Origin of the sequence: Paeniglutamicibacter sp. ORCA_105 (genome assembly GCF_045798545.1) — a bacterium.
Classification (GTDB): Bacteria; Actinomycetota; Actinomycetes; order Actinomycetales; family Micrococcaceae; genus Paeniglutamicibacter; species Paeniglutamicibacter sulfureus.
On record NZ_JBIXLM010000039.1, the window covers coordinates 24,861 to 41,667 of the forward strand.

A 16,807-nucleotide genomic window follows, 5' to 3' on the forward strand; every position below is an offset into this window, starting at 1 on the left:
GTCGAGCACCATCTCCGGCCCGGCCAGACTGGGAAATGACAGCGTCGTTACGTCATGAATCGGGTCGCGCGGAAGGCTATCGGTATCTGCGATCGGGCCTCGATAGCGGCTGTCCGCCCGCCGTGACAGCCACCTGTCGTCCGAGCACGGGAATGCACCGTTCGTACGGGACCGAACCAGCGCGCGAAGTCCCTTTTACATGGCGCTCCTGCAACACCGTTGACTTGCCCCTGCAGAGGAGACCGCCGAGCGGTGATGCATCGCTGTTCACGAAATTCGTACCGGAACCCGATGAGTGGCCGCCTTTGAAGTGCTGAATGTCGAGCCAGACCCGTAAGCCGATCACTGCGTACTGTCCGTGAATGCAACTCAGGGATCGGTTGGGCCACACGTTTTGCTTGCGGAGGCAGAGAATACCTGTTAGTCCTAAGACAGGCCCGCGACGTGAGCGATAGCGCCTCATGGCCGGTGCCCAAAAATGACGAACGAAGGGCAGCCCATCATGGCACGCAAGAATCCTCCCGACGTGGAAGAGCCAGGCCAGGGAGACATCGAGGTCGGCAAACCGAAGTCCTGGGCGGCTGGGATTCCCGGCGTCGTGCACTCCATGGCTCCTGCCCTTCGGGACATGGGCGTGAACAGGAGCCGGAAGACGTTGTTGGCCATGAACCACAAGGACGGCTTCGATTGCATGAGCTGTGCTTGGCCGGACCCAGATCATCGCAAGGCCTTTGAGTACTGCGAGAACGGGGCAAAGGCCGTGAATTGGGAGGCCACTCCAATCACCGTTGAATCGGGTTTCTGGGCGGAACACTCCGTCAGTGATTTGCGCCAGCGATCCGAGTACTGGCTGGGCCAGCAGGGCAGGCTGACCGAGCCGGTGTACAAGGCCGCCGGAGAAGACCACTATCGTCCCGTGCGCTGGGGCAAGGCGTTCTCAATCATCGCGGAGAAGCTCAACAGCCTGGCGACCCCGGACGAGGCGGCCTTCTACACCAGCGGACGCACCTCCAACGAAGCTGCCTTCATCTACCAGCTGTTTGTCCGCGCGTTCGGGACCAACAACCTGCCGGACTGCTCCAATATGTGCCACGAGTCCACCGGCTGGGCCATGGGACAGACCCTGGGCATCGGCAAGAGCACCATCGCGTACGACGACTTCGGCAAATCCGACCTGATCATCATCATGGGCCAGAACCCGGGCACCAACCACCCCCGGATGCTCACCGCCCTTGAGGAAGCCAAGAACAACGGCGCCGAGATTGTCGCGGTCAATCCGTTGCCAGAGGCCGGACTGCGACGCTACAAGAACCCTCAGGAGGTCAAGGGCATCATCGGGCGCGGCACCGAGATCGCCGACCAATACATGCAGATCCGACTCGGCGGGGACATGGCGCTGCTCCAGGCCGTGAGCAAACGAGTCCTGGACGCCGAGGAAGCGCATCCGGGAACGGTGCTGGATACACAGTTCATCCAAGAGCACTGCGAGGGGTTGGAGGAACTCAAGGCTCACCTGTCCCACCTCGATTGGGACGAAGTGCTCGAGGCCACGGGCCTGCGCATCGACGAGATCGACGAGTTGGCGGCACGCTACCTCAGGGCGGAGAAGGTCATCATTACCTGGGCCATGGGTCTGACGCAGCAGAAGAAGGGCGTGGCAGCCATCAAGGAGATCATCAACCTGCTGCTGCTGCGCGGCAATATCGGCAAGCCCGGTGCCGGCGCATCCCCGATTCGCGGACACTCCAATGTCCAAGGGGATCGCACCATGGGGATCTGGGAGCAGATGCCACCGGCCTTCCTGGATGCGATAGAGAAGGAATTCGGCTTCAATCCGCCCCGCGAGCACGGTACCGATGCGGTGCAAACCATCGAGAAAATGCGCGACGGCGAACTGAAGGTGTTCGTGGCGATGGGCGGTAACCTGGTGGCGGCGATCTCGGACACACACGCGGCCGAGGCCGCGATGGAGAAGCTGGAGATGTCAGTCCAGATCTCCACCAAGCTGAACCGATCCCACACCGTGGTGGGCGAGGAAGCCCTGATCCTGCCCACCATGGGCCGTACGGAAATCGACAGGCAGGCCAGCGGTGTCCAATTCGTCTCGGTGGAAGACACTGTCTGTGCCGTGCATCCGTCCTGGGGCAAGGTCGAGCCGGTGGGTGCGAATCTCCTCTCCGAGGTGGCCATCGTGTCGCGGCTGGCCCAGGCCACCCTCCGTGAGAAAGTCAACGTCGACTGGCCCGGTTTCGAGAGTGACTACGACACCATCCGCGACCACATTTCCCGCGTGGTGGAAGGCTGCGAGGATTACAACCAACGCATACGCCAGGAAGGCGGCTTTGTGATGGCCAACGGCCCGCGAGATTCACGCAGCTTCCACACAGCCACCGGCAAGGCCATGTTCACCGTCAACGACCTGGAGCACGTCCAGTGCCCGCCGGGGCGGTTGATCCTGCAGACCTTGCGGTCCCATGACCAGTTCAACACCACGATCTACGGGTACAACGACCGCTACCGCGGGATCAAGAAGGGCCGCCAAGTGGTCTTCGTGAACCCGGAGGACCTGGCCGCACTGGGGCTGGCCGACGGCCAGTACGTGGACATCCACGGGGAGCATGCCGATGGCAAGGAACGCGTGCTGCGCAATTACCGGGCGGTGGCCTACCCCAGTGCCCGAGGCTGCGCTGCGGCGTATTACCCGGAGGCGAACGTGCTGATCCCGCTGGAATCCGTGGCGGAGGGAAGCAACACCCCGGTGTCCAAGCATGCCGTAGTTCGCCTCGAACCGGCCCGTGACGGCGCGAGGGCCGGAACCCCAGCCACCAACTAGTCAACGTCGTCCAAGGAGAGCCGGGCGCAACCACAATGCATGCCGATCGCCTGCGGGGCTATTGGGCGGTCTCCGACCAACCACCATTGCCGGGACCTGCCTCCTTGCCGTCTTCGCACAGCTTCATGGCCTTTTCCACGGCGGAGCGCATCGCCGATTGCGCATCAACGTGTCCGCTGGTGGCCGCCAGGGCCGCGGCATAGCCGACATAGAACGCACTGATCGGACCGGCGGACGGGCTCACCGAGCGAGCCGACTTCGCGGCCAATTCCAGGATCAATTCATTGTCTGACTGCAGGTCCAGGATATTAAAGGCATTTGAAAGCCGGTGGCTCCAACGATCCAGGGCACGCTTTTCATCCTCATGTTCGCGCATGGCTGCTCCTTTTATTACGGGAGGTGGATCCCGGGCCGGGGAACCGACCGGCAATCCGCCAACCCTCAACGCTTAGCAGTTGCGTCGGCCCGTGGCAACGTTTTCGCCCTGCTAGCATCGTTCAATTTCCAGAAGGAGCGGCACGCTCCAGCGGCCACGACTGGGGCCGCTGTCAAGGCTAGGCAACAACGACAACGTTGGCGGGGCACCCCCGGCAGTCGCGACGCAGGGCCACCCCGGATCTCGATCCTCCGCACGCAGCCTGCATCCGTCGATGGGGGGCTAAAAAGATACGTCGCAGATCGTATAACAACGATGAGACTTGGCTTTCCTCACGTCCCATACGCCATGCACCATTCTTCGTCTGCTCAACCTTCACGCTGCATCGACATTTTCCAGACTGGCTCGCCAGCATCGTGCAGGAGGTGAACTTCTCGTCATTTCACAACCGTGCGATCTCTACAAATCGCCTCTTTGAAACTAAGCCTCTAGCTGTCCAACAAGCCGATCCGTGAGGGATCCATCAATACGCATGCAGACAGAATTTTTGATCGACGCTGACGGCCATCAGGTGCTGAATCCGGGCATGGATTTCGGCTACTCGGATCGGTTGCCAGAGGGCACATCCCTTTCCGAGGAACCGCGCTTGAGGCGAATAGGACCTCGAACGTTGTCAGCTTCCACCGGGACACCCTTCTGGGTTGCAACGATCTCGCCGCGGCTAGCCATCTCGGACGCGACACGACGGACATCGCTCATGTGGTCACGCCAAGCTTCTCCCTCACCACTCACGATTCGGGCGACTTCGCTCGGGCAAATCGACGAGTCAATGCGCTTGCGCAGAAGTGCTCGAATGGTCGCAGAAATTCTTTCATCGAAGGCCTTGGACTCGGGCGCCTCCCACCAAGGTTGGCCGCGCTCACCCAGCGCGATCTTTGCATCATTGACTCGTGCCCGAGCGCCGTCTTCATGGGCCCTGACGGCCCGTCGGGCGGCCATCAGTTCATCGACGAGTTCCTGGCGAAGTTTCGGAGGAATGGAGGGATCGCTCGCTCTCCACTTTCTCCCATTGATGATGAGGTGGTGTCCGTCCGGGGTGGTGTCCGGTGTTTTGTCGTTTGTCACGATCAGGCTCTCCCCTGCTGGCTCATGTGTCTTCGCCTTGGCGTCCTCAACTCATCGAGAGTGTCTCCATGATACTGACGTTGTCCCAGGCCTGACGCTCAAAAACCAACGAGCCAAAATGGTCCGGTGTGCCGGGATTCGCACGCCAGGCCTTCGCCTGTCAGCTGGGCGGCCCCGCGATCTTCCGAAGTTCCCGCACGTGTGCGTCGAAGGCGGACCTCCCCGCTCCCGTGAGGGACAACCAAGTGATCTGGCGAGCGTCGCTGCGATCCGAGGATGCGGCTTTGCCAGAAGAGATGTAACCGGCTGAGGCGAGGATCTTCACGTGTTTGGAAAGCGTGGCGTCAGCGACCTCCAGCGCATCTCGCAGCACTGCGAAGTCGAGACGGTCGACCCGACGCAAGAGTCCGCAGATGCGCAACCGCACGGGGGCGTGGATGACGTCATCGAACCTAGCCTCGTTCACGCGCCAACAACTCCACTGCCGACCGATAAGCGACACCGGCCAACCACGTTGTCGCTGCAAACGCAGCCAAGCTCGTCAGTGCGACCGGCCACCGCAGACCGAACGAGACCAAGCCGAGTGAGACGCTGAAGAGCGCAAGACAGCTGGCAACGATCCCGCCCAGAGCCCAGCTGGCATGCGCGCCCATAGTGCGAAAGCGAATACCGGTCTCGCGCCGGATTAGGTGTGCCACCACCAATGCCCCCACGAGAGCCAGCCAGCTGCTGGAGGGCGGGTCATAGTTCTCACCGGGGTTGGTGGTCGCAGCCGTTGAGACCCACCACGCGCCTACGGCTCCGAAAGCGGCCAAGAGTACCCACGGTATCTGAAGGCTCGCTGCGAGGCGCTTCCGATCGGACGCCAGCATGTCCAGGGCATTTGCAGCATCATCTGGCGACAGACCCCTTAAGTTACTTTCCATAGTGGCAAGAGTAATAGTCACTTGCCACTATGGCAAGTGAACTTAGTGTGGATGGAAAATTTGCGCGCAGTTGCCACCGAAGGATCATCATTCCGTATAGTCGACTTCGAAAATCGGCCATCTCAACAACGCGCAGGTTCAGCCGGGCACCGAAGGACGGCACGTGCCGTGACGTCATCGACCCGAACTGCGGTCCGTCGGATTCATATTCGGCTTTTTCGCGCGAGTTTTGCGATACTGCATTCTGGCGAGCGCAACCCACACGAGCGCCATCATCGTGAAAATGATTCCGGCTCCCCATTCATCGGTGGCAAGTTGCCATACCCCGTACTCCAGAAAATACAGGGCAACGACGAGTGCCCAGAGGTAGCCGTTGGATGCCTTGAACATGTGTCAATTCTCCACCGGCTACCACCGAACGAAAATGGTTGCGATCGAAACCCAAGGGCGTGGAGAGGATGCTGCCCAAGCGTCTTCACCGAACCCGAGATTTTCTGGCAGAGGTGGTCCGCCGCTGTAAACCTTCGGCGCGGAAAATCAGGTCCGGGCTCGGATCGGCGAGCTCTCAAGCCAGCCGCGCCCCGCCTTGCTCAGCGCTCGAATTCAGCTCACTGCTCGAACCGGGCCCGCGGAATGCTGTGCCTCCCCTATTGCCCTGACTCGACCCGGGTCCCGCGCCGCGACTCTCCGGGGCGTCCCTTTCCGGCCAGAGGACGCAGCCCCCCCCTTGGCAATCAGCTTTCCAAGGTTTTTGCAACGTCCTGCGCCTAGGCTCGCTCGCACCTGGCAAAGCAACTATCTCCGAGATGGGCGTGTCTGGCTTTGCTCCAACGGGACACAGTCCCGATCAGTAAGGAGAAGCGATGGCCATGCCCGGAAAATCCAGGAAACGCACCATCTTGAATGGGTTGGCGGCATTGTCCGCCGTGGGGCTCGCACTTTCCCTTGGGGCTGTCGCAGAAGCCGCACCATCCGCCAAGCTCACCCAGTTCAAAATTCCCACCGCCAATAGCAGCCCACGCGACATCACCCAGACCGTCGACGGGAACCTCTGGTTCACCCAATCGTTCATCAACGGCCAAAACACGGATCCGCAGAGCGTCGCCCGCATCACTCCCGAGGGCGATATAACAGAGTTCCCGGTCTGCAGCTTCTGCTTCCCCGGCGAGATTGTGCAGGGCTCCGACGAAATTCTCTATTTCACGAAGAACGATGCGCCTTTGGGTCGCATCACTACCGGCGGCGACGTTCTGCCCGATATCGGTTCACCGTTCCAATTCAACGGCGGTTCGGCGGCGGCGCACGGGGATGACATCTGGGTCACCGATTTCAACCACAACAGTCTGTGGCGCTACGACATTCCCACAGAGCAACTGACCGAATTCCCGGCAGATCCCGGCGTCACGCCATTCGACGTTAACATCGCCCCGGACGGCATGGTGTGGTTCACTGACGTTGCTCCAGAAGGCCGCATCGGACGACTGGACCCGTCGACCGGTACCTTTACCTCCATCGATGTGGACGGCTTTCCCCGGCAGGTAAACATCGCGAACGACGGCGCAGTGTGGTTCACCGAAAGGTTCACGCCGCAAGCGGTTGGACGCATCGACCCGGTGACACTTGCAGTGTCCCTGTTCGCCGTTGATGGCGGACCAGAGGACATCGCGCCGGGCGCAAACGGAACCATGTGGATCACCCGCTCCACGGCGGGGAACATCGCACAGATCGATGCCAGCGGTGTCATCTTGACGCAGTCCAAGACGATAAAGAACAGCACACCATTCGGCATCACAAACACAGCCGGTGGTGACCTCTGGTTCACCATGCTCGACGCCAACAAGATTGCCGCGCTGAACGTCACGCCCTAACGGACGGCACCTACAAACACTCTTCTGCCCCCGTCGATTTCTGACCGATAGAGGGCAGCAGGTGACACCGAAAAACCGACTGGACCAGCCCTTCGGCAGACCCATCGCCGCTGCGGTGCTGCTCCCGCTGGTTCGGCCGTGGATCCGGAACCTTCGTGGGGTTCGGTGGTGGCCTGTTCTTCCGCTCACTGCGGAGTTCAAAACAAAGGGCTCCCTCCCTCCACGCGACGATCGACAGGATAGACCTGGGCACTCCAGCGAAGAGCAGAACTCCACGGCAAGCTGAACCGAATACTGTAAACCTTCGGTGCTGAAAATCAGGTCCGGGCCTGGATCAGCGAACTCTCAAGCCAGCCGCGCTCCGGCTTGCTCAGCGCTCGCGATGACACCCCGTCCTCGGCCAATGGAACCATCACCGTGGTCCCGTCAAACACCGGCTGACCGTCCACGTACCCGGCGTGGCGCACGGTGAAGGACTTGGTGCCGATGCGCACCGCCCCGACCCGAATGAGGATCTCCGGCCGATAGAGAACCGGGCGGAGGTAGTCCACCTGCAGCGATGCCACGACCAATCCGGATTCGAACCGTCCGGTGTGCGCATCGGGTCGTGACCAACGCAGCCGTGCCTCTTCCATGAGCGTCACGATTCGCGCGTTGTTGACGTGCCCCAACGCGTCCATGTCCGACCAGCGCAGCTGCAAGGAGAGTTCGAAGGGCTCACCTGTCCCCTGGCCTGCATTTTCGCGTGAGCTTTCTTCATTCATCCCACCATTGCACCAGAGCCGCGCGGAAAGTCCGCTGTTGTTTACGGCACCGGGCGGCCCGGTGTTTCCGGCGCATCGCTAGGATGGGTGGATGCGCCTATGGAGCCTGCACCCCCAGTACCTGGACACCAAGGGCCTGCTCGCCTGCTGGCGAGAAACCCTGTTGGCGCAGAAGGTGTTGGACGGAAAGACCACCGGCTACCGGAACCACCCGCAACTACAGCGTTTCCGGGCCACGGACGATCCACTCGCCGCGGTCGGAAACTACCTCGAGGGCATCGCCCTGGAGGCAGATGCGCGCGGCTACAACTTCAACCGCGAGTTGGTTTTGCACCCGCCAGCCCGCGGCCCGATCCGCCTGCTGACGGTCACCGCCGGACAGGTCGCCTACGAGCGCGAGCACCTGCTGGGCAAATTGGCGGTGCGCGATCCGGATCGCGAGGCCCTGTTGGCAGCGACTGACCCGCCGCTGCTGCACCCCGCCTTCGGGGCCGTCCCCGGGGACATCGAGTCCTGGGAACGGCCCGAAGCCGGACGCCGGAGCTAGCCGGCCGGGGTGAAGTCCCGGACTCCGATGTAGTCCGGGCGCGGCTGGTCAGCGCCGAACGGTTCGACCAGGGTGTTTTCGACGCTGTTGAACACGATGAAGATGTTCGAGCGCGGGTACGGGCTCACGTTGCCATTGGAGGCGTGCATGCAGTTCGAATCGAACATCACGGCCCCGCCGGCCTTGCCCTCGAGCACGTCGATCCCGAATTCATCGGCGAACCGGGTCAGCGTCTCCTTGTCAGGGGTTCCTGCTCCCTGCATGATGAGGGACTTCTTGTAGTTGTCCTCCGGCGTTTCGCCACCGCAGGAAATGAACTTCTTGTGCGATCCGGGCATGATCATCAACGGCCCGTTGAACGAGTAGTTGTCCGTCAGCGAGATCGAGATGCTCACCGCGCGCGGATCCGGCATGCCGTCCTCGGCGTGCCAGGTCTCGAAGTCCGAGTGCCAGGAGAATTCCTTGCCCTCGAAGCCGGGCTTGAAGTTCACCCGGGACTGGTGGATATAGACCTCCGAGCCCAGGATCTGCCGGGCCCGGTCCACCACGCGGGGGTCGTTGGCGATCTTCTTGAAGACCTCGCTGGTCCGGTGCACGTCGAAGATCGAGCGCACCTCTTGGGACTTCGCCTCGATGATGGTCCGCTCGTCGGCCCTCACCGACGGGTCTTCCGACATCCGGCGCAGCTCGACCCGGAGAACCTCCAACTCCTCGGGGTCCACCAGCTGGTCGATGGCCAGATAGCCCTTGGACTCGAAACCCTGCAGGGTTTGCGCGTCAATGGGTCCATCGGCCGCGGTTCCCCAGGCCACCGGGCCCGGGCGATCAAGCACCGTGTAGTCGCTGCCTGTTCGTGTTGGATACGCATCGTGGTGGCGACGCAATGTCTCTGTCATGTCCGTTCCTCCTCGGTTTTTTAACTTGTCTGCGCCGTACCGCACAGACACCGATGTGCCGGACCCTTCGGGGCCGGCACATCGCACTGCCCTGCCCCGTGGGGCAGGCAAGTCCACGGGGGGGCGGACGGCCCCCCCCGATACGGGTCAGGAAGCCGAAACCGCCTCTTCGACGATCAGCGGGTAGACGCCGTTCTCGTCGTGGATCTCGCGGCCCGTCACCGGCGGGTTGAACACGCAGGCCATGCGCAGCTCGGTGGTGGCGCGCACGGTGTGCTTCTCGTTGCCGTTGAGCAGGTACATGGTGCCGTCGCCCAACTGGTGCACCTCGCCGGTCTCCTCGTTGGTCAGCGTCCCCTCGCCCTGCACGCAGTACACGGCCTCGATGTGGTTGGCATAGTGGAACGTCGAGGTGGTACCGGCGTAGATCACGGTGTCGTGGAAGGAGAAGCCGACGCCCTCCCCCGCAAGCACCATGCGGCGGCTGCGCCAGGTCTCCGACTTGACGTCGCGGTCGGTGTCGTTCAGGTCGTTCAGGTTGGTAACCAGCATGTGTCCTCCAAGGGGATCGATAGTTGTACTCGGCGGCCGTTGCCGGCCATGGAAGTCGGGGGGGGTGATTAGGCCGAGGCCAGCGCCGGGGTGCCGGCAGCGGTGCGCACTGCCGCGGCGAGAATCGCCAGGCCGCGGCCCAGTTCCTCGTCGGTGACGGTCAGCGGCGGCATGAGCTTGACGACCTCGTCCTCGGGACCAGAGGTCTCGACCAGCAGTCCGTTCGCAAAGGCCTCGGCGGCGACCTTGGAGGCCGTCTCCAGATCCGGGAAGATGATGCCCACGAGCAGGCCGCGGCCGCGCAGGCCCGCGCCCTCGACGGTGCCGGCGATTTCCTCGAGTCCGCGGTGCAGCGTCTCGATGGTGCCCGCCAGCTGCTGCTGGAACTTGTCGTCGGCCCAGTAGGTGCGCAGCGCGGCGGTGGCGGTGACGAAGGCCGGGTTGTGGCCGCGGAAGGTTCCGTTGTGCTCGCCCGGCTCCCAGACATCCAGTTCCGGACGGAACAGCGTCAACGCCATCGGCAGCCCATAGCCGGAGATCGACTTGGAGATGCATACGATGTCCGGCTCGAGGCCGGCTTCCTCGAAGCTGAAGAAGGTGCCGGTGCGGCCGCAGCCGGCCTGGACATCGTCGACGATCAGCAGGATGTCGTGGCGCTTGAGCAGCGCTGCGAGGCTGCGCAGCCACTCGATGCGGGCGGCACGCAGGCCGCCTTCGCCCTGCACCGTTTCGACGATCACGGCGGCCGGCTTGTCCACGCCGGAGCCCGAATCCTCCAGGACCCGCTCGAGCCACATGAAGTCGGCGGTGGTGCCGTCGAAGTAGTCGTCGTACGGAATCTTGGAGCTGTTGGTCAGCGGGATGCCGGCGCCCTTGCGCTTGAGCGAGTTGCCGGTGACCGACAGCGAACCCAGGGTCATGCCGTGGAACGCGTTGGTGAAGGAGAGGATGTGCTGGCGCCCGGTGACCTTGCGGGCCAGCTTCAGGGCGGCCTCCACCGTGTTGGTGCCGGTCGGGCCGGGGAACATGACCTTGTAGTCAAGGTGGCGCGGCTTGAGGATCAGTTCCTGGAACGTCTCAAGGAACTCTCGCTTGGCCGGGGTCATCATGTCCATCGAGTGGACGACCGCGCCGCTGGACAGGTAGTCCAGCAACGGCTTGGTCAGCGCGGGGTTGTTGTGCCCGTAGTTCAGGGCGCCGGCGCCGGAGAAGAAGTCCAGGTACTCGGTCCCGTCCTCGGAAGTCTGCGTGGCGCCTTTGGCGTGCGTGAACACGACGGGCCAGCTGCGGCAGTAGCTGCGGACTTCGGATTCCAGGGTTTCAAAAATATTGCTCATGGTCTTTCCCTTCAATAGGTATGACAAAGCTGCGGCCGGTCCTCGAAGGACCTGGCCTCGGTGCGGAGACGATCGTGGTGGTGCGGGCAGGTCGGGCCGCCCGCTGGCCGCAATGGATACGGCGGGGTCAGGAAATGGTGCCGCTAGCGGCTTCCGGCGGCAGCCAGTTCGGGCACCAGTGAATTGGTGCCGCGCCCCAGCGGGCCGATTCGGTACAGGTACTCGGTGTCGTGGTCATCCGGGTAGAGCTCGGGGGTAAACAACGCCGTCCGGGTCAGCTCGGCACCGTGCCGTTCGGCGAAGCGGGTGAACAGCCGGTTGGAGGGCGCGTTGTCATCGGTGACCGTGGTCTCGAGCAGTTCGGCGCCGCTGCGTGTTGCCAGTTCGTCGAGCATGGCCGCGGCCAGGCCGCGCTGCTGGAAGGCGGCACCCACGGCGACCTGCCACACCATGAGCGTTCCCGGGTCCTCGGGGCGCAGGTAGCCGGTGACGAAGCCGGCCGGGGCACCGTCGATTTCGGCGATGAGCGACGTCTCGGCGAAGTCGCGGGCCCAGAGCAGGTACGCGTAAGAAGTGTTCACGTCCAGCACTTGGCTGTCGTTGGCCATCTGCCAGAGGGTGCGGCCGTCGGATACTGCTGGTTGGCGGAATGTTGCCTCGGACAATGTGTTTTCGAGTTCTTCAACCATCCATTCCAACGTAGCCATATGTCAGCAGAACTCAACCCCGCGGCCGGGGATTTGACAAGAATCGACCAACGCCGGGGCTGCCGGCCCATTCGGAGGCATCCCATGGGCGACTAAGGAAGCGAGGGGGTCGGGCGGGACCCAAAACAGGCCCGAAATACCGTTACCATTTTGTTATATTACGGAGGACCTCATGGCCCCGGGCGTGTTCAGGGGGCAGAGTGGTCGACGTCGAAGTAGCGGACTGGCATGCGCTAAACCTGCAACGTCGCCGAATGAATCCGCCCTCCGGAGCAACGACCCCGGTTGCGGGCGGTCGCCGGAGCCCCGAAATCGACGCCACACCGGGCATGCAGTCGAGTGCCAGCTGGCCGGGACGCGTCGACCGAGGGCGAGTCTCACCAGACGGGGGCGGGGTGGGTGTCAGGGGCCGACAATGTCGCCGTTGGACGCCAGGACCTTGAGCAGGAGCCGATCGAGCTGCTCGTGTTCGCGCGGCGTGAGTCCGGCGACGACTTCGTTGCACTTGTCGGTGTGGGCGTCAATGACGCCCTCCACGCTGTCGAGACCCTCCGACGTGAGCTCGATGAAGGTCTCACGCCTGCTCTCCGGGTTCTCGAACCGGCGTACCAGGCCCCGCGCCACGAGACGGTCGATTCGGTGGGTCATGGCGGCTGAGGACACCATCACCATCCCGAGCAGGCCCTTGATCGTGGACCGATGGGGAGGCGGCTGGCGACGCAGCGTCGCCAAGACGTCGAATTCCCAGGAACCCAGCGAAACATCGGAATGAACCTGGCCGATTTCTTTGCCAATAAGCACGCTGAGCCTGGTCAGCCGCGCGACGGTCAACATGCCGCTGGTGTCCGTTTTCGGCCGCTCCCTCGCCCACTGCGCCATGAACAATTGTGCGTGGTCCATCGTTTCGCCCGTCGTCATCTTCGCTTCACGCTTCCTTCTCGTGCCCTACCTAGTCTCGAAACAGTTCGAAGTCGAACTATTAATGTTGAAACTACATGTAAGGAGCATACCAACGACCGATCACGTGATTCAGGTCGCAGGATTCCACGGCCTCGGCCCCCCTGCCCATCGGACAAGGACGACATCAGCCAATGCGATGCCAAGGACCCGGTAGCTTGCCCTGGCGAGGCCTCTGTTATGAACACAAACATTTTGACGTCGAACAGTTTTACATGAGAACATCAAATCCGTCAGGGCCCTTTGCCCCGAGGAGTGTGCGGGGCAGTCGAAACGCAGGAGGCAAGGCATGGAACAACGGACGTGGGCAGCGGGCACCGCACTTCCCAAGTGGCTATTGATCACAGCGATCGCCCCGGCAGTGTGGGGAACGACGTACGTTGTCACCTCGGAGTTGCTCCCGCCTGGCCATCCGCTGTGGTCGAGCGTCCTGCGGGCCCTGCCCGCGGGCCTGATCGGCTTGCTCATTTGCCGACGGCTCCCTTCCGGGCAGTGGTGGTGGCGTTCGCTCGTCATGGGCATGCTGAACATGGGCATGTTCTTTCCGCTGCTGTTCGTCTCCGCATACCGGCTCCCCGGCGGCCTGGCCGCTGTGTTGTCGGCCAGCCAACCACTGTTCGTCGCGGCGCTGGGCCTGGTGCTACTCCGGGAGTCACCGACCCTCTGGCGACTGTTGTGCGGTTTCGCGGGAGTCGTGGGCATCGCACTGATGGTCCTGGACGCCGACGCTGCCATCGACTTCTGGGGCGTCGTCGCCGGTCTCGTCGGCACCGGAAGCATGGGCGCGGGCATCGTCCTGTCCAAGCGCTGGGGGCGCCCGGTCGGCGCCCTGACATGGACATCCTGGCTGCTGGCCTGGTCTGGTCTGCTATTGGTCCCCGCCGCGCTCGTCGCCGAGGGGCCGATGCCGGCGTTGGACGGCGGCGCCGTGGCAGGGTACGCCTGGCTGTCCATTGTCGGCGGGCTGCTGACGTACTGGGCCTGGTTTGCGGGCCTCAGCCGCCTGCCAACCTCGGCCGCGTCGTTCCTGCCGCTCCTCTCTCCGGTCGTTGCCACGCTGCTGGGCATCGCCCTGCTAGGCCAGCAGCTCCTGCCGGTGCAGTGGGTCGGATTCTGCCTGTGCCTGGCCGCCATCTGCGGCGCGCAACTTCCTGCCCCGTTCCGCGCACTTCGCCGTTCCGTGGGCCCGGGCCCGCGTAGTGCGGGACGCATCCAGGACCGGCAGCCAGCAGGACACCAGGACCACAACCAGTCCGTGGGCACCTGAAAACACGGCGGACGCCCATCGCCGGCGGCAGGCAGCAAACAAGATTCCGGACCCGGAACACGGGTCCGCAAAACCAGAAGGAGAGAACATGAAAATCGTGATCCTCGGCGCAAACGGCCAGGTCGGCGCCGCAGTGGGACAGGAAGCACTCGAACGCGGGCACGAAGTTGTCGGCGTCACCCGCAGCAGCAAGCCGGACTACCTCGGACACAGGGCTGCCCTCCACCGGCAGGGCGACGCCGGCTCACCCGATTTCCTCGCCCCTGTCATCAGCGGCGCCGACGTCGTCGTCAATGCCCTCCGACCGGTGGAAGGTCGCGAGCAGGAGCTGGTCGGACACAGCCTCGGCGTCATGGAAGCCTGCCGGCAGGCACGGATCCGGCTGGTTGTTAGTGGCGGAGCCGGCAGCATGCCCGTCTCCGAGGAGCCCGATGCACCGCAGGTCATCGAGACCGAATACGTGCAGGATCCCTGGCGCGCGATCGCGACCGCCTCCACGGCCCAGTACAACGGCATGCTCGAAGCCGGGGGCAACCTCGACTGGACCTACATTGCCGCCCCCGCCATGCTCGGCGACGGGCCACGCCGAGGCACCTACCGCAGCTCGACCAAGGCGCTGGTCACCCGCCCCGACGGAACATCGGAGCTGTCCTGGAGCGATTTTGCCGTTGTGGTTGTGGACGAGATCGAACGGCCTTCCGGGGCCAGGCGACTCACCGCCGCCTACTGATGCGTACGGTCCCGGCAGGTCGGGACCGTGCTGGGCCACGGCTGGGGGTTCGGGCATGCCGGACGGTACGCTCCGGCGCTTTTCCCGTGGTGGGAGCAGCCGTCAGCCAGGAAACTCGATGATCTCGCTGCGGATCAGGAACCTCTTGCCCTCGGGCGCTTCCACGGAGAACCCCGAGCCTCGTCCGGGAACGACGTCGATGGTCAGCTTGGTGTGCTTCCAGTACTCGAACTGCTCCCGGCTCATCCAGAAGTCCAGGCTCCCCAGCGGGTTGCCCGCATCGTCCGGCAGCGCGAAGGTCCCCAGCAGGATGTCCGAGTCGCCGGTCTTGAACTCCCCTGCCGGGAAGCACATGGGCGAGGACCCGTCGCAGCAGCCGCCGGACTGGTGGAACATCAGCGGCCCGTGCCGGTTCCAGAGCTTGCGCAACAGGTCTGCGGCCTCCTGCCCGAGCGCCACCCGCGAAAATTCCTCGCCGGCAATCGCCGGCGCCGACTCGATGACGTTTTCCATGCTCGTGCTCCCTTGTGCTTGTGGGTGTTTCCAATGGCAGACACCACCGCCCGGCACCGTCTTGGGGGATCGGTGCCGGGCGGGAGGTGTGGAACGGTTCGTGCGCTGGCCCTGCCCCTGGTTCCACGGGGCAGGGTGGTCGGTGGCGAGTGCTATTTGTTGACGTAGTCGATGACCACGCGGCCATCGATCTTGGCGTGCTTCATCTCGTCGAAGACCGCGTTGACGTCCTCAAGCGGACGGGTGTGGAAGGTCGGCTTGATCTTGCCGCGGGCGTAGAAGTCCAGCGCCTCGTCCATGTCCTGCCGGGTTCCGACGATTGAACCGCGGATGGTCAGGCCCTTGAGCACGATGTCGAAGATCGGTGCCGGGAAGTCCCCCGGCGGCAGTCCATTGAACACGATGGTTCCGCCGCGCCGGGCCATGCCGATGGCCTGGCCGAATGCCGCCGGGTGCACCGCGGTGACGAGCACCCCATGGACGCCGCCGGTGGCTGCCTGGATGGCCTCGGCCGGGTCTTGCGCGAACGCGTTGACGGTGACCTCGGCGCCGTGGCTGCGGGCCAAGGCCAGCTTTTCCTCGGCGACGTCCACCGCGGCGACCCGCATGCCCATGGCGACCGCGTACTGCACCGCGATGTGCCCGAGCCCGCCGATGCCGGAGATGACGACCCACTGGCCGGGCTTCACTTCCGTCTGCTTCAGGCCCTTGTAGACGGTCACGCCGGCGCAGAGCACCGGGGCGATCTCGTAGGGGTCCGAGCCCTCGGGGATGTGTGCGGCGAACTTCGCATCCACCAGCATGTATTCGCCGAAGGATCCGTTGACCGAGTATCCGCCGTTCTGCTGCGACTCGCAGAGGGTTTCCCAGCCGGTGCCGCAGTACTCGCAGCTCCCGCAGGCGCTGGCGAGCCAGGCGTTGCCGACCAGGTCTCCGACCATGACCTCGGTGACGCCTTCGCCGATCTTCACGACGTTGCCGACGCCCTCGTGTCCGGGGACCAACGGGAGGTTCGGCTTGATGGGCCAGTCGCCCTGGGCGGCGTGGAGGTCGGTGTGGCAAACACCGGAGGCGATGACCTTGACCAGCGCCTGGCCAGGGCCCGGCTCGGGGATCTCGGTGGTTCCAACGGTGAGTTCGTCGCCGAAGTTCTCGACTATGGCTGCGCGCATGGTGCTCATCAGTATTTCCTTGTCATTGGTCGATGGCGCGGGGACAGGGGTTCGTGCACCGGAAGGTGACTGGCCCCTGATCACGCACCACCGAAGCAGGGCGGAAAGCGGGTAGTGCTCACGTGCGGGGGTGGTGCGCGTTGGAGGGGTGGGCGGGGTTGCGGCCGCCGCCCCCACGGCGGTTTTGTAGAAGCCGGGCTTGTCCTGCGAGTAGGACACCAGCAGGTTCTTGGTCTG

Annotated in this window: 17 protein-coding genes; 5 read left to right on the plus strand and 12 right to left on the minus strand. The window is 63.7% G+C overall.

Annotated features, from left to right (window positions below; all coding sequences use genetic code 11):
- Positions 1–502: 502 nt before the first annotated feature.
- Positions 503–2,833 (plus strand): FdhF/YdeP family oxidoreductase, encoded by a 2,331-nt coding sequence (locus ACIPUB_RS16405; protein ID WP_407608348.1) that lies wholly within the window; start codon positions 503–505, stop codon positions 2,831–2,833.
- 58 nt (positions 2,834–2,891) lie between these two features.
- On the opposite strand, the gene ACIPUB_RS16410 is transcribed toward ACIPUB_RS16405, so the two are convergent.
- The 4 genes from ACIPUB_RS16410 to ACIPUB_RS16425 form a co-directional block, all read right to left on the minus strand.
- Positions 2,892–3,209 carry a DUF6457 domain-containing protein gene (locus ACIPUB_RS16410; protein ID WP_407608349.1) on the minus strand — a complete coding sequence of 106 codons (318 nt, stop codon included), beginning with the start codon at positions 3,207–3,209 and terminating at the stop codon, positions 2,892–2,894.
- 597 nt (positions 3,210–3,806) lie between these two features.
- Positions 3,807–4,334, minus strand: coding sequence for a DUF3253 domain-containing protein (locus ACIPUB_RS16415; RefSeq protein ID WP_407608350.1), 528 nt, complete (start codon positions 4,332–4,334; stop codon positions 3,807–3,809).
- 160 nt (positions 4,335–4,494) lie between these two features.
- Positions 4,495–4,800, minus strand: a complete 306-nt coding sequence (locus tag ACIPUB_RS16420; RefSeq protein WP_407608351.1) for a transcriptional regulator — start codon at positions 4,798–4,800, stop codon at positions 4,495–4,497.
- Between the two features lie 634 nt (positions 4,801–5,434).
- Positions 5,435–5,650: a hypothetical protein gene (locus ACIPUB_RS16425; RefSeq protein ID WP_407608352.1), complete on the minus strand. Its 216-nt coding sequence runs from the start codon at positions 5,648–5,650 to the stop codon at positions 5,435–5,437.
- Positions 5,651–6,123: 473 nt separating this feature from the next.
- Here ACIPUB_RS16425 and ACIPUB_RS16430 point away from each other — a divergent pair, with 473 nt between their 5' ends.
- Positions 6,124–7,128, plus strand: a complete 1,005-nt coding sequence (locus ACIPUB_RS16430) for a hypothetical protein (RefSeq protein ID WP_407608353.1) — start codon at positions 6,124–6,126, stop codon at positions 7,126–7,128.
- 317 nt (positions 7,129–7,445) lie between these two features.
- Here the strand turns inward: ACIPUB_RS16430 and ACIPUB_RS16435 are convergent, their stop codons facing one another.
- The gene (locus tag ACIPUB_RS16435; protein ID WP_407608354.1) at positions 7,446–7,892 is read right to left on the minus strand and encodes an acyl-CoA thioesterase; all 447 of its coding nucleotides are present in this window, start codon (positions 7,890–7,892) and stop codon (positions 7,446–7,448) included.
- A 91-nt stretch (positions 7,893–7,983) separates the two neighbouring features.
- Between ACIPUB_RS16435 and ACIPUB_RS16440 the strand changes: the two genes are divergently transcribed.
- Positions 7,984–8,439 (plus strand): pyrimidine dimer DNA glycosylase/endonuclease V, encoded by a 456-nt coding sequence (locus ACIPUB_RS16440; RefSeq protein ID WP_407608355.1) that lies wholly within the window; start codon positions 7,984–7,986, stop codon positions 8,437–8,439.
- Here the strand turns inward: ACIPUB_RS16440 and thpD are convergent.
- From thpD to ACIPUB_RS16465, 5 genes are all read right to left on the minus strand, one after another.
- A complete protein-coding gene (gene thpD, locus ACIPUB_RS16445) occupies positions 8,436–9,335 on the minus strand; it encodes an ectoine hydroxylase (RefSeq protein WP_407608356.1) in 900 nt (299 codons plus the stop codon). The two genes, ACIPUB_RS16440 and thpD, sit on opposite strands and share 4 nt — an antisense overlap.
- A 147-nt stretch (positions 9,336–9,482) precedes the next feature.
- Entirely contained in the window at positions 9,483–9,887 is a 405-nt protein-coding gene (locus ACIPUB_RS16450) for an ectoine synthase (RefSeq protein ID WP_264271322.1), read from the minus strand.
- 68 nt (positions 9,888–9,955) lie between these two features.
- Positions 9,956–11,224, minus strand: a complete 1,269-nt coding sequence (gene ectB / locus ACIPUB_RS16455) for a diaminobutyrate--2-oxoglutarate transaminase (protein ID WP_407608357.1) — start codon at positions 11,222–11,224, stop codon at positions 9,956–9,958.
- 143 nt (positions 11,225–11,367) lie between these two features.
- Positions 11,368–11,913, minus strand: a complete 546-nt coding sequence (ectA, locus tag ACIPUB_RS16460; protein WP_407608358.1) for a diaminobutyrate acetyltransferase — start codon at positions 11,911–11,913, stop codon at positions 11,368–11,370.
- A gap of 420 nt (positions 11,914–12,333) precedes the next feature.
- Entirely contained in the window at positions 12,334–12,849 is a 516-nt protein-coding gene (locus ACIPUB_RS16465) for a MarR family winged helix-turn-helix transcriptional regulator (RefSeq protein ID WP_407608359.1), read from the minus strand.
- A 328-nt stretch (positions 12,850–13,177) separates the two neighbouring features.
- Here ACIPUB_RS16465 and ACIPUB_RS16470 point away from each other — a divergent pair, with 328 nt between their 5' ends.
- Both ACIPUB_RS16470 and ACIPUB_RS16475 read left to right on the plus strand, forming a co-directional pair.
- Positions 13,178–14,155 carry an EamA family transporter gene (locus ACIPUB_RS16470; RefSeq protein WP_407608360.1) on the plus strand — a complete coding sequence of 326 codons (978 nt, stop codon included), beginning with the start codon at positions 13,178–13,180 and terminating at the stop codon, positions 14,153–14,155.
- Between the two features lie 88 nt (positions 14,156–14,243).
- On the plus strand, positions 14,244–14,885 hold the full coding sequence (locus ACIPUB_RS16475; RefSeq protein WP_407608361.1) for an NAD(P)-dependent oxidoreductase: 642 nt from the start codon (positions 14,244–14,246) through the stop codon (positions 14,883–14,885).
- 102 nt (positions 14,886–14,987) lie between these two features.
- Here the strand turns inward: ACIPUB_RS16475 and ACIPUB_RS16480 are convergent, their stop codons facing one another.
- A complete protein-coding gene (locus ACIPUB_RS16480) occupies positions 14,988–15,398 on the minus strand; it encodes a DUF779 domain-containing protein (RefSeq protein ID WP_407608362.1) in 411 nt (136 codons plus the stop codon).
- A gap of 152 nt (positions 15,399–15,550) precedes the next feature.
- Positions 15,551–16,579: an alcohol dehydrogenase AdhP gene (adhP, locus tag ACIPUB_RS16485; RefSeq protein WP_407608363.1), complete on the minus strand. Its 1,029-nt coding sequence runs from the start codon at positions 16,577–16,579 to the stop codon at positions 15,551–15,553.
- Positions 16,580–16,807: the final 228 nt, after the last annotated feature.